The organism is Halorubrum ezzemoulense, from assembly GCF_004126515.1.
Taxonomy (GTDB): Archaea; Halobacteriota; Halobacteria; order Halobacteriales; family Haloferacaceae; genus Halorubrum; species Halorubrum ezzemoulense.
Genome location: NZ_CP034940.1, coordinates 2,916,315 through 2,929,269 on the forward strand (window position 1 = coordinate 2,916,315; position 12,955 = coordinate 2,929,269).

Annotated in this window: 7 protein-coding genes, 1 tRNA gene and 3 pseudogenes; 7 read left to right on the forward strand and 4 right to left on the reverse strand. The window is 63.4% G+C overall.

Translation table 11 applies throughout. The features are described 5' to 3' along the window. Positions 1–75: 75 nt before the first annotated feature. Positions 76–801, reverse strand: a pseudogene (locus EO776_RS14895) (IS701 family transposase); the annotation flags it as partial. Between the two features lie 185 nt (positions 802–986). Then, positions 987–1,940 carry a DUF4268 domain-containing protein gene (locus EO776_RS14900; RefSeq protein ID WP_094519893.1) on the reverse strand — a complete coding sequence of 318 codons (954 nt, stop codon included), beginning with the start codon at positions 1,938–1,940 and terminating at the stop codon, positions 987–989. 366 nt (positions 1,941–2,306) lie between these two features. Here EO776_RS14900 and EO776_RS14905 point away from each other — a divergent pair, with 366 nt between their 5' ends. Together EO776_RS14905 and EO776_RS14910 are read left to right on the forward strand one after the other, a co-directional pair. After that, positions 2,307–3,575 (forward strand): Cdc6/Cdc18 family protein, encoded by a 1,269-nt coding sequence (locus tag EO776_RS14905; protein ID WP_094519892.1) that lies wholly within the window; start codon positions 2,307–2,309, stop codon positions 3,573–3,575. A 110-nt stretch (positions 3,576–3,685) separates the two neighbouring features. Next, the gene (locus tag EO776_RS14910) at positions 3,686–4,831 is read left to right on the forward strand and encodes an ISH3 family transposase (protein WP_129452518.1); all 1,146 of its coding nucleotides are present in this window, start codon (positions 3,686–3,688) and stop codon (positions 4,829–4,831) included. 185 nt (positions 4,832–5,016) lie between these two features. Here EO776_RS14910 and EO776_RS14920 read toward each other — a convergent pair. Then, a pseudogene (locus tag EO776_RS14920) lies at positions 5,017–6,036 on the reverse strand (hypothetical protein); the annotation flags it as partial. Between the two features lie 453 nt (positions 6,037–6,489). Here EO776_RS14920 and EO776_RS14925 point away from each other — a divergent pair. Beyond that, positions 6,490–7,725 (forward strand): annotated as a pseudogene (locus EO776_RS14925) (RNA-guided endonuclease InsQ/TnpB family protein). A 150-nt stretch (positions 7,726–7,875) separates the two neighbouring features. Here EO776_RS14925 and EO776_RS14930 read toward each other — a convergent pair. After that, positions 7,876–7,948 (reverse strand) — tRNA-Arg (locus EO776_RS14930). On the opposite strand from EO776_RS14930, the gene EO776_RS19090 reads away from it, so the two are divergent. From EO776_RS19090 to pepF, 4 genes are all read left to right on the forward strand, one after another. After that, a complete protein-coding gene (locus tag EO776_RS19090) occupies positions 7,922–8,623 on the forward strand; it encodes a DUF7436 family protein (RefSeq protein ID WP_186279035.1) in 702 nt (233 codons plus the stop codon). The two genes, EO776_RS14930 and EO776_RS19090, sit on opposite strands and share 27 nt — an antisense overlap. 166 nt (positions 8,624–8,789) lie before the next feature. Then, positions 8,790–10,460: a PAS domain-containing protein gene (locus tag EO776_RS14945; protein WP_094520613.1), complete on the forward strand. Its 1,671-nt coding sequence runs from the start codon at positions 8,790–8,792 to the stop codon at positions 10,458–10,460. A gap of 46 nt (positions 10,461–10,506) precedes the next feature. Beyond that, on the forward strand, positions 10,507–11,013 hold the full coding sequence (gene rimI, locus EO776_RS14950) for a ribosomal protein S18-alanine N-acetyltransferase (protein ID WP_094520612.1): 507 nt from the start codon (positions 10,507–10,509) through the stop codon (positions 11,011–11,013). A 73-nt stretch (positions 11,014–11,086) separates the two neighbouring features. Beyond that, complete coding sequence (gene pepF / locus EO776_RS14955) at positions 11,087–12,886, forward strand: oligoendopeptidase F (RefSeq protein ID WP_094520611.1); 1,800 nt, start codon at positions 11,087–11,089, stop codon at positions 12,884–12,886. Positions 12,887–12,955: the final 69 nt, after the last annotated feature.

Below are 12,955 nucleotides of genomic sequence, written 5' to 3' on the forward strand. Positions count from 1 at the left end.
ATTCCCGGTTAGCTTGACGGAATCCTTCCGTGAGAGCGTCTGAGATAGCCGTCACTCGGCGGCAAAACAAGGCATCTCGTCTTCAACGTCGCGTTCAACCGTGTCGATGCGCTCTGCAAGCGCATCGACGCGGATCTCTTCGCCGCCGTAGGTCACCTGTCGGTTGCTCCGGAGCGGGCCGATCCAGTCTTTGTCGGAGGATTCGATGAGTTCAGGAAGGCCAGAATCGTGGGCGAACCACGAGTCGAAGAGGTAGGTGTCCGCCGGGACACCTACCTCGTCTTCGAGTTCGGTGACGATCTCGCGGGCGAGATCGTACTTGGTGTCGTGGTCTTGGTCATTGTCGTCCTGTTTTTCGTAGAGTCGGAAGGTGAGTGGGTAGGCGGTTTTGTCGTCAGCGTAGAAGGCGTAGATGAGGTCTTGGCCCCAGACAGTGTCACCTTCAGCGTGATCGTAGAAGTGGCCGACGCCGGGGACTTCGTCCCCGGCTTTGTGGGTGATCGTGTCGTCGAGGATGATGTAGCCAGCCTTCGACCAGCGTGTTTCACCGTGTTTTTGGAGTTCTTCGAGGCGTTCGTGGTTGAACTGTTGTTCGTCCCAGTCGTACTCGGTGAGGAATTTGTTGAGAGCGCGTTTGTCTCCAGCTGGAAGGACTTCGCGTGAGATGCCTGCCACGGTCTTGTTGCTGGCCGCAACAAGACCGGTGGCGTAGGTTTTCGCGTGATAACGTTGAGCTGATGACAGCGATTCGAACTCGTCAAACACACGCGTACACGACAAGAAGTCCGTAATCGGCATCATCCGTCTTCACTACCGCCTACGTCATGCTCCTACTTCAACGTTCAAAGCTGAGTGACAGTATCAGTAGGGAATCTCATCGGAGCTGTAGTTCGAACTAGATAGTGGGGGAGGGGGGTGCGTCCGACAAGACGGGGAGGATGGGAGGCACCTACGCAGCGAGTTCGTTACACCGGTAGAAGCAGCGATCAGTTGGAGCCGAGAGCGGAAAGACGTGGTTCGAACTCCTCCTGAAATTCGTCCATCGCATCCACCCCCCATTCGACCAAGTGATTTCGCTGGTCTGCGGTGAGATCGGTGATGGTCCGATCAATATCTTCAGGCTGTTTGATCCGGGATGCTTGTTTCTCAGGCAACCGTTCCCACTCTAACTCGACGCCTAAATTGCTCTCAATCTCCGTTCGGTCGCGTTTCAGCGCCTCGAATATCTCCTCGTTGCGTTCCTTATCCGACGTGGAGATGTAGAGCTCAACAGAGAACTCGGGCCCCTGGTGGAACACCCAGCCGAATCGGACGCCCCCGATACCGGCACTGAACGTTAGACAGTTCCGAGGTCCGGGCTTGAGTTTGTACCAAGTCGGCCGTCGCTGCGAGTACGCCTCGACCATCTCGGCGAAGAACTGCCGGTAGCTACGCCCGAGGTCGGACAGCGACTCGGTGCTCACCTCGCGTTCCCATTCGTTGGGCTCGACAACGACTTCGAACTCGAACCCACGCTCCTCGGATCCCTCGATACTCACGACGCGGGGTTTGATCGCGAAGAACTTCGCGCCTTTCGGCCCGGTTTCGTTCAACCATTCGAGGACGCTTCGGTGTTCCGGCCGGAACTCCTCGGCGAGCCACATCGTGAACCCGGCGTTCTTTCCCGACGAGTACGTCAGAAGTTTCCCCAAGTGGTCGTGGTCCGTCCGGTTGTATTGATTCTCGATGACGACGGTCTCGCCCGTGTTCATCTCTCGTGCGACGATGTCGGCCGAAAAGTCGCCGACGGCTTCCTCAGCTCGTGCGTCCTCGATCTCTATCCCCAACTCGGACGCGAGCAGGTCGATGTTCTCTGTCAACCATTGCGTGAAGTCCCGCTCTTCGTCCTCCCACACCGAGCGGAGGTCGTGCCCGTGGATTCGCGAGACATTTTGGCCCATGGACATGCGTCTTCGGGAGTTTTGATAAAACGTTGTGGGCCGACTATTCTCGAAGCGACATTCGCTGCGGTCCGTTGCCGGACGCACCCCCCTCCCAGGGTTGCGCGGTCCTGAGACGATGAATACGAGTGTCGTATCGGGTACAGAGCGGTTCTAGGATCGTGGCTCGTTATGAGGACACTAGAACTACAGTCGAGTATCTCAGTAGTTTGCTGGACGCACCCCCCTCTGTCCCCCTTTGCCACCCAAAGCACAGTAGAGCCGAGAGAGAACCGACCACAGCTTTCAGGACGTACACCCGTATCTTAGACAGAAAGACATGTAGGACACGGGGGTTTTATGTATGACACCTGAAAACGGGAGCGTATGAAGGCGTTCGGCGACGAGGACACGATCTTCGAGGACATGGACGTCCTCAACCCCAACGAGCAGACGTATCAGCCCGAGTCGCTGCCGGAGCGCGAGGTGGAACTCGACCAGATCCACTCCGCCCTCCGTCCGGCGACGATGGGCTCGACGCCGCTCAACCTGATCGTGTACGGGCAGTCCGGGCAGGGGAAGACCGTCGGAATCCGCCTCAAGACCGACCAACTTCAGGAGTACGCCGATGATTCTGAGATGGGCCTCACTGTGGTCCACATTCGTTGTAAGGGCATGGACGGCTCCTACCACGTCCTGACACATCTCGTCAAGCGACTCCGTGAGAAGCGATTTGGGCCCGGTGAGGAGCTCCCGAGCGGTCACCAGCGGAAGACTCTCCTCAATATGGTGATCGAGAATCTGGAGAAGGTCGGCGGGACGGTCATCGTTGTCCTCGACGAGATCGATGCCATCGGTGACGACGACTACATCCTCTACGAACTCCCGCGGTCGAATCCGGATGGCGTCCGTCTCTCCCTCATTGGAATTACGAACGACCTCCAGTTCCGCGAGAACCTCGACGCTGACGTCCGGTCGAGCCTCGGTGAAGACGAGGTCCGCTTCGAGCCCTACGACGCTGATCAGCTCCGCAATATCCTCGCACGACGTGCCGCCGGTGCCCTCCGTGACACGTATTTCGAGAACAGTATCGAGGACTACCAGCATCTCCGAAGCGAGATTCTGAGCGACGACACGATCCCGCTTGCCGCGGCGTTAGGCGCACAGGACACGGGAGACGCTCGCGAGGCGATCCGCCTACTGTTCCGTGCGACTCGGTTTGCCGACGATAGGGGCGAGACGACCGTCACAGAAGAGCACGTGCGCGAGGCACGGGACTTCCTGGAGACGAAAGCCATTGAGTCGGGGATTCAGACACTCCCGAACCAGCGAATGCTCGCGCTCATGGCAGTCACGTATCACGGAATCCAAGGCGACACACCCGTGACGACGACACCGATCTACACTCAGTACAAGACCTTCTGTGAGTACGCGGACGTGAACGCGCTCTCAAACCGCCGGTTCCGTGACCGGCTCAATGATCTCGCCGATACGAACGTGCTCAACAAGCGACAGGGACGAGGTCGTGGCGACGAAAATCAGTATTCGCTGGCAGTCGATCTTGATACGGCACTCGAGAATCTCCCGAAGGAATCGGAGCGCCTCGGAGATGTCGCAACTGTTCTCCGAGAACAGGATGGTGTTACAGCCGATTAATCCCCGAATATTATCCAGCTAGGGTAACCGATAGCCCACTTAGAGAGAACGGAGAACCAATATCAGTCGATCACATCGGGTTTGAGTGAAAGTGTCTGCTTGGGAAGAGTGTGGAACCTACCGAAGCAGACAACGAGATAGAGGAAGAGCATCTTCTTAATTTTGTCGTCAACAGCCTCGATGAAGAGCTTGAGATAGACATCGACGAGAACGTCAAGGTCACGACAGAGACGTTGTACGAGGTCCTCGCCGGCGCCAGCGCCGGCGGGACCTCGATCAATCACGTCTGCGAAACGACCGAGGACTCGCCACACGCCAACACCGTCCGAGGACATCTCACCGAGCAGTTTGAACTTGACTCCGTTGAGGCGGTTGGCGACACGCTACTTCAACGAGATGCGCTTGAGACGCTTCCAGATCGACCGGTGGAGGCCTGTGCAGACCTCCACCTCGACCCCTACTACGGCGATGAAGACGAAACAGAAGCGCTGTACTCCTCACAAGCGAAACGGGGAACGACGACGTTTCACGCGTACGCGACGCTGTACGCGCGGGTACGCAACAAACGGTACACGCTGGCGGTGCGCCAGCTTGTCGCTGGCGACACCACCAGCGACGTCCTTGGTGAGTTTCTCGAGCTCCTCGACGGCCTTGACCTCAGCGTCAAGGCCGTCTATCTCGATCGCGGGTTCTACAACAGCACCTGTCTTGGGCTGTTGTCCACGCACAACTACGCCTACGTGATGCCGATCGTCAAGTGGGGTGAAACGATCCAAGACGAACTCAGTAGAGGCTGGAGCCGCGAGATCGAACACGAACTCGCCGGCAAGGTAACGTTCCCTGTGTTCATCGACTGCGTCTACCAACAGGGACGATACGACGAACACGGGGTGGCGCGTCACGGCTACGCCGCTGACGCGCCGTTTATCGACACGCCACGGGATGCCCGAGAGCACTACAGCAAGCGCTTCGGCATCGAGTCGAGCTACCGATTAGCCAAGCAGAGCCTCGCATTCACCAGTTCTCAGGACGCTGGGCTACGGCTGGTGATGTTTGTGGTGAGCCTACTGCTCCAGAATAGCTGGCGGTATCTACACTGGCGGTACGTGGCGGCGCCCCGCCGCGGGGGGCGCCGCCTCTGGCAGTGGTCGTTCACGGAGTTTTGCGAAATGACGCTTCGCGCAGCTTGGACAGCGCTTGGTGTCCGCAGGTCCGTTCCAGCGAATCAACCGCTTGACGACCGGTTCTTCCGGTAGCTGTCCATCGGGTCGGACAGCGGTCGTCAGTGGCGACACTGTCGCGTCGGCGGCAGTCCGCCGCCGACAGCGACGGTCCATCCCGAAAATTATGCTCACCAGCGGTTCGAAGATCCTCCACAGCTAGTTCCATCTGATTCATCGCCATCAGACGAGACTACGCGGCTGTCGATGTGATCGACTGAGTCTTGCGTTGAGAAATTCAGTTCCGAATACTCGTACGTGTAGCACTTAATCCCGTTCTCCTCACAGTGCGTCGCAAGCTCTCCCGGCGATACGTCCTCCGCCTCGAAGTCACCCAAGAACGCGACTGCCACGTTGTCATCACCACGCTCCTCAGAGCCTTCCACCACGACGGCCGTGTTCGGATCGCTATGGCTGGTCTTGAGTATCTGGTCCCCCGACACATACGGGTTCTCCGCGAACGCGAGATTCTCGTGTTTGTACGTCCAGAGCTTGACGTCCTGGTCGTCACAGTACGACGCGAGGATCGCGGGGTGGTAGTCCCGCCACGCACCTGGTCCCTCGTCGAGCGAACTCGGAAAGGCGACCCGAACCGCTTCCCCGTCCATTTCGTGTTCGAACGCACCGGTGTTCTGCTCCGGCGGCAGTACCTCGACGACGATCCCCACCGACGGCTCCGAGTCGCCAGCCTTCACCACCCGATCCCCTGGTGAAAACGGATTCTCCGGCTTCTGGTTCATGTGAGCGGTGTTGGGCCCGAGGTCGATCAGTTCGTTCATCGGGCGGGCCGCGAGGTGGTCGAGTTTTTCCGGGGACTCGCCTGAGAACGCCTTCTCCGTTTCGACCTTCGATTTCAGTGTCTCGAGTCGCTCCCACCCGAGTAGCATTAGACTGTCCTCGTTGTCCCGATGCCAGACCATTACTACGATGTCGTCATCGGGATCCCGTTCAACGAGCGACTCGGGAAGGAAGGCCGAGACGTCTCGCGATGACTTCACGTCGACCGTGTAGCCGAACACCTCGAAGTCGTGTCCGGAGAAGCTCTCGGAGTTACACCGCCGGATTGCTTCCTTATTTTCCTACTCCCACATCTCGACGGGGAGGTACTCGCGACAGAACTGCTCGAACGCGAGTTCGCCGAGGTTTCCGATCCGCTTGACGTCCAGGTCGTCGGCTCCCTGAATGACCGCTTGGTGGTGGGCTCGCTCGTGATCGATTTCGTCCGGGGTGAACCGATACATTAGTTGAGTATCAGACACCGGACAGATATATTTTCAGTATTAAATATCAAATCAAAGAAAGAGGGGGCGAAGGAGCGTCGCGATTCCGCCTCCCGACGAGAGCGGCTGATTAATCGTGAAACCTCGGGCTAGACTAGCCTAGCACGACGAAACCACCAACCACCCAAAGGACTTTACCTGAATTGAGGCGCTAAGGCCCCTTCCTCAACGAACGAGCGAAGCGAGTGAGTAGGGAGGGGATACAGCGCCGCACGGTTCTCAAACACGTTCGACGCTCGGCCCACAGGCCCACGCAATCGAAACAACTATGCGCACAAACACGCATAGTGCGTATGTAGTGAGGCGGAAGAACATCACCATCCGCGAAGACCAAGCCGAGTGGGTCGAGGAGAACCATCTTAACCTCTCGTCGTTCGTTCGCGGACAACTTGACGAACTCATCGAAGAACGCTCGTGAACTACAACTACAGGTATCGACTCCGACCGTCCGACGCTCTCGAAGAACAGTTAGCGTGGACTCTCGATACCTGTAGACAAGTCTACAACCACTTCCTCCACCGCCTGAATCGGAACGACGACACCTCGGCATACTCCGAGCAGAAGCTCCTGCCGAGTCTCAAGAAGTAGTGGAGCGACCTGAAAGACATTCACTCGAAGGTACTACAGAAGGTCGTGCAACGGCTGTGCGACAACCTCTCGACACTACGAGGGCGCAAAGAGAACGGCCACCGCGTCGGGACGCTCAAGTGGAAGGCACCTGGCGAGTGCCGCAGTTTCACCTACAGTCAATCCGGCTTCAAGCTCAAGAACACGGGCGGTCGGACGCGACTGTGGCTCTCAAAACTCGGAGAAATCCCGCTCACCTTCCACCGCGACCTCCCCGACGACGCCGACATTAAGACCGTCACGGTCAAGCAAGAACCTACCGGGAAGTGGTACGCCATTCTCGGCATCGAGACGCCCGACGACCCGCCGGAGAAGCCGGAGAATCCCGAGAACTGCGTCGGCATCGACGTGGGGATTCTCAAGTACGCCCACGACACGGACGGAACCGCCGTCGAATCCCTCGATCTGTCCGACGAACGCGAACGTTTGGAACGCGCACAGCGCGACCTCTCGCGGAAACAGCACGGGTCGGACAATTGGGAGAAACAGCGTCGGGTCGTGGCAGAACGCCACGCCGAGTTGAAGAACAAGCGCCGCGACTTCCTTCACAAGCTCTCGAACTACTACGCTCGGGAGTACGACTTCGTGGCGGTCGAGGACTTGGACGCAAAGGGGTTGGTCGAACTACCGGGAAACTCGCGGAACCGGGCAGGTGCGGCGTGGGGAACATTCCTGCGGATGCTCAAATACAAGTGCGAACGCGAAGGAACGTACTTTGTTGCTGTGAATCCGCGCGGAACGACGAAAGAGTGTGCGTCCTGCGGCGTTTCGACCGAGAAACCGTTGTGGGTGCGCGAACACTCCTGCCCGGCGTGTGGGTTCGAGGCTGACAGAGACGCGAACGCGGCGTTGAATATTCTTTCTCGCGGTGTGAAGAAGCGGTTAGGAGCGGGACGCTCCGAATTAACGCCTGTGGAGACTGCGCTCCCTGTGTCCTCGGTTGTGGATGCAAAGCGCGTCGTGAAAACAGGAAGCTCCACCCTCAAGCGCGAGGGCGTCAGCCCGAGCGGTAGGGTGGGGTAGTTCACTCCGACTCCGTCACGTGTATCTCACGAACCACACGAAGGCGACGGCCCCCGTCACGCTGCGTGACGAACTCAAACCCGTCACTGGGGGTTCGGCTTATATACACCCGGCCGCCGTCCTGTCAATTTACTCCGTCAGAAAACGTGACGGGCGCGACGGGATTTGAACCCGCGGCATCTTGGTCCGGAACCAAGTGCTCTGTCCGCTGAGCTACGCGCCCTCACGAGCCGGTATCCGCGGCGAGCGTTTAACCCTTCTGACTCGGATCGTCGTCCGAGGCCCGCGGGTCAGTCTGCCACTCGAACGCTTCGCCCGTAGAGTCGGCGGCGGCGCCACCGGCGGACGCGCCGCCGTCGGTTCGGGCTCGGTCGGTCGTGTCGCTCTCGCCGTCGATCGCGCCTGCGGCGTCGAACAGGCGGCCGACGAACAGCAGTCCGGGGCGGCGCTCGACGACGACTCCCTCGACCTCCTCTTCGAGCGGATCGACGCCGCCGAGGAGTCGATCGTGGTCTTCGCCACCGAGGTCTCCGCGCAGTTCGACGTCGACCGCGACGGACCGGCGCTCCTCGACCGGCTCCTCGCGGCGATCCGGGGCGGCGTCGACGTCTCCGTACTCATCTCGCCGAGCGTGTTCGACGACGCGCGCGCCGCCGTCGACGAGGACCGGGCGACGCTGACGATCGCGCAGGGGCCCTTCGAGCTACGCGTCACCGAAGACGCGTACGGGAACTTCTATCTCATCGACGGCGAGGAAGTGTGCCTAGAGGTCGCCGACCCGCTTTCGCCCGACCGGCTGTTCGGCATGCTCGACCTCCGCGACCGGGGATTCGCGGCGCGCGTGAACGAGGGCTTCGAGGCCGCGTGGGCGGACGGGGCCGTCGTCGACGAGGTGTGACGCCCGCGGATCCGGCCGCTCGGGGGGTCGTCGGAGCGCGACCTGACCACCAGTCTGGACGGCCGCACCGGGTCCGGATGGATCGGGGCGTCCGTCGATTATCAAAACCAATTTCTCCGGCGCGCAGCTTTATCACCCCACGTCCGTACCGTCGGTAGAACCCATAGTGACCTTCCGGCCATCCGACACGTCGACGCCCGACCGCGGCGGCGACGAGGGCGACGCCTCGGCGACGGATCCCCCCGAGACCGACGACGCAGAGCGGGCGGCTCGCGCGGAAACACGACCGGAGACCGTCAGAACGTGCGGCGCGCCCGCCGACCGGGAGTCGGGGACTCGCGACGGGGCGCCCCCGGACGGCGGCTCGGTCGAAGCGGACCGGTTCCTCCTCGCCGTCGCCGTGGACGGCGAGGTGTTGTTCGCCGGCCCGTCGGCGACGGACGTCGTTGGCGTCGAGCGCGACGCGCTCGTCGGGAGCGACCTCCTCGACCGCGTCCACCCGAGCGACCGCGACCCGGTGGCCGACGCGCTGTCGGCGGTCACGGCGAACCGGACGGTCACCCACCGCATCCGCCGCGCGAGCGGCGGGTACGCGTGGGTCGAGTCGATCGTCGACGAGGAGCTCGCCCCGGAGTTCGGCGGCCGGATCGTCACGGTCCGTCGAGTCGACGTCGACCGAACCTTCCCAGAGCGCTACCGGGCCTTCCTCGAGTACGGTAGCGACCTCGTCACCGTCGTCGACGGCGACGGCCTCGTCGTCTACGAGAGCCCCTCCGTCGAGGAGGTGCTCGGCTACGAGCAGGGGGCGACCGTCGGGCGCTCCCCGCTCGGCTACGTCCACCCCGACGACCGCGAGCGGGTGACGGAGCGGTTCTATCGCGCGCTCGACGAGCCGAACGCGGCGCCCACCCTGGAGTACCGCTACCGCACCGCCGACGGCGACTGGGTCTGGCTGGAGTCGCGGACGCGCTCGCTGCCGGCCGACAGCCCCGTCGGCGAACTGCTCGTCAACTCCCGCGACGTCACCGAGCGGAAGGCGCGCGAGCGGCGGCTCACCGACCGGAACGAGCGGCTCGACCGCTTCGCGAGCATCGTCTCGCACGACCTCCGGAACCCGCTGTCGGTGATCCGCGGCTCCATCGAGATGGCGCGGCTGCGCGGCGAGACGGAGCCCCTCGAACGCGGCGAGCGCGCCGTCGAACGGATCGACCAGCTCGTCTCGGAGCTGCTCACCCTCGCCCGGCAGGGGACCGGCATGGACGAGCCGACCGAGTTCGCGCTCGCGAGCGTCGCCCGCGACGCGTGGGAGACCGCCGCCGAGGGCGACGAGCGCGCAGAGCTGGTCGTCGCCGGCGACGCGCAGGTGTACGGCGACCGGGGGCGGATGCGGCAGGCCCTGGAGAACCTGTTCCGCAACGCGAGGGAGCACGCGACGCCGGGCGCGGCGGAAGCCGCGGTCGACGGTTGCGAGGACGTGCCGACAGACGGGGACGAGGAGGCGCCGGCGTCCGGCGACGACGCGCTCACCGTGCTCGTCACCGCCACCGACGAGGGGTTCCTCGTCGCGGACGACGGGGCCGGGATCGACCCCGAGGACCGCGGCTCCGTGTTCGAGTCCGGGTTCACGACCCGAGCCGACGGGACGGGGTACGGGCTCGACATCATCCGCGAGATCGTCGAGTCCCACGGGTGGACGGTCGAACTCCGCTGCGACGCCGACGGCCCCGTCGGGCTCCCGGACGGGCGGCGGCTCCGGATCCCGGAGGGCGCGTGCTTCGAGGTGTGCGCCCCCGATCCGGCCGACACCGACCCCGAGGAGCCCTGGATCGATCGGTAGGGGGAGGACCCGGCGCGTTTATTCCTCGCGGCCGCCAATTCGGCCCGTGAGCGTCGCCGACCTGACGGTCCGGCAGGCCGAGCGCGCCGACCTCCTCGCGGTGGTCCGGATCGAGCGCGCCTGCTTCTCGGACCCGTGGCCGCACGACGCCTTCGAGCGACTGCTGGACGAGCCGGCGTTCCTCGTGGCGGAGCGTGAGGGCGCGGTCGTCGGGTTCGTCGTCGCCGACCGGACGCCGAACCACGGCCGGGACATCGGCCACGTCAAGGACCTGGCCGTCCACCCCGACGCCCGCGGCGAGGGGATCGGGCGGACCCTCCTCCGGTCGGCGCTGGCGCGGCTCCGCGCGACCGGCGTCGCGGTCGTCCGCCTGGAGGTGCGCGAGGGGAACGACCCCGCCCGCTCGCTGTACGCCGACGAGGGGTTCGAACCGGTCCGGCGGGTCGGCGGCTACTACCGCGACGGCGAGGACGCGCTCGTGCTCGTCGTCGACCTCGCCGCGTGGGCCGGGCGAGCGGGGTCGGGCGGCGGCGACGGTGTAGAGTCGAGGTAACGCGCCGCACGCCTATCGGCTTGCGGCGCGGGGTTTGCCAAGGCTTAGTGTCCGGGAGGCCGACCCGATCGGTATGAGTTCGGTTCCCGAGCGGTCCGAGATCGACGCCGAGTACAAGTGGGACCTCGACGGCATCTACGCCGACGACGAGGCGTGGGAGGCCGCCTACGAGACGGTTTCCGACCGGATCGGCGAGCTGGCCGACTACGAGGGGCGCGCGACCGAGGACGCCGCGACCCTCCTCGAGCTCCTCGAGCTGCGCGAGGAGATCTTCCGCGAGCTCCAGCAGGTGATGACGTACGCCCGGCTCCGGAGCGCCGAGGACACGCGGAACCAGGAGTACCAGGCGATGTCGGCGAAGGCGTCGTCGCTCGGCTCTGAGGCGTCGAGCGCGATCTCGTATCTCGACCCCGAGATCCAGTCGCTGACCGAGGCGGACGTGGCGGACTTCGTCGACGACGAGCCCGGGCTCGCGGAGTACGAACACTACTTCGACGACGTGCTGCGCAAGAAGCCGCACACGCGGTCGAGCGAGGTCGAGGAGGTGCTCGCGGACCTCTCGGAGGTCACCGACGCACCGAGCGAGATCTACTCGATGTTGACGAACGCCGACATGACCTACGGCGTCGTCGAGGACCCGGACGGCGAGGAGGTCGAGATCACGCAGGCGAACTTCACGAAGCTCCAGACCAACCCGGACCGCGAGTTCCGCGAGCGCGTCCACGAGACGTTCTACGACGAGTGGGCCGACGTGCGCAACGCGGTCGGCACGTCGCTGGAGAAGGCCGTCCGCGAACACGTCACGAGCGCCGAGATCCGCGACTACGACTCCGCGCGCGCCGCCGCGCTCGACGGTTCGAACGTCCCCGTCGAGGTGTACGACACGCTCGTCGACACCGTCGACGACAACCTCGACGTGCTTCACCGCCACGCCGACCTGAAGGCCGAGGCGCTCGGCGTCGACCGGCTACAGAGCCACGACCTCTACATGTCGCTGACGGGCGACCAGGGTCCGGACGTGGAGTACGAACAGGCCCGCGAGTGGGTGATCGAGGCGGTCGCGCCGCTGGGCGAGGAGTATCAGGAGCGACTGGCCGAGGGGCTCGACTCGCGGTGGGTCGACGTGTACGAGAACCGCGGGAAGCGCTCGGGCGCGTTCTCCTCGGGCACCTACGACACCCAGCCGTACATCATGATGAACTACCAGGACGACATCGCCTCGATGTACACGCTGGCCCACGAGCTCGGCCACTCGATGCACTCCGAGCTGGCGGGCGACGCGCAGCCGTGGCACGACGCGAGCTACGAGATATTCGTCGCGGAGATCGCGTCGACGGTCAACGAGACCCTGCTCACCCACCACCTGCTCGACACCGTCGAGGACGACGAGCTCCGCACCCACGTCCTCGACGAGTACCTCGAACGCTTCCGCTCGACCCTCTTCCGCCAGACGATGTTCGCGACGTTCGAACAGGAGATCCACGAGCGCGTGGAGGCCGGCGACGCGCTCACCCCCGACGCGTTCGACGAGATCTACGGCGACTTGAAGGGGGACTACTACGCGCCCGCTGAGCTCACGGGCGGCATCGAGCGCGAGTGGCAGCGTATTCCGCACTTCTACTACGACTTCTACGTCTACCAGTACGCGACCGGCATCTCCGCCGCGGCCGCGATCGTCGAGCGCGTCCTCGACGAGGGCGACGAGGCCGCCGCCGACTACCGCGAGATGCTGCGGGCGGGCGGCTCCGACTACCCGCTCGACGTGGTCGAACTCGCCGGCATCGACATGGCCTCGCCCGACCCGATCGAGTCCGCCGTCGGGATCTACGACGAGTACCTCGACGAGATCGCGGCGCTGCTCGACTTAGAGTAACGCCGATGCGCGGGAGTCGACTGATCCCTCCGACGGGCCGGCGCAGTCCGGTCCCCGAACGACCGAGCC

Coding starts and splice junctions, on each gene's coding strand:
- EO776_RS14905 (WP_094519892.1), top strand. CDS start 2,307: ATGAAGGCGTTCGGCGACGAGGACACGATCTTCGAGGACATGGACGTC.
- EO776_RS14900 (WP_094519893.1), bottom strand. CDS start 1,940: ATGGGCCAAAATGTCTCGCGAATCCACGGGCACGACCTCCGCTCGGTG.
- pepF (WP_094520611.1), top strand. CDS start 11,087: ATGAGTTCGGTTCCCGAGCGGTCCGAGATCGACGCCGAGTACAAGTGG.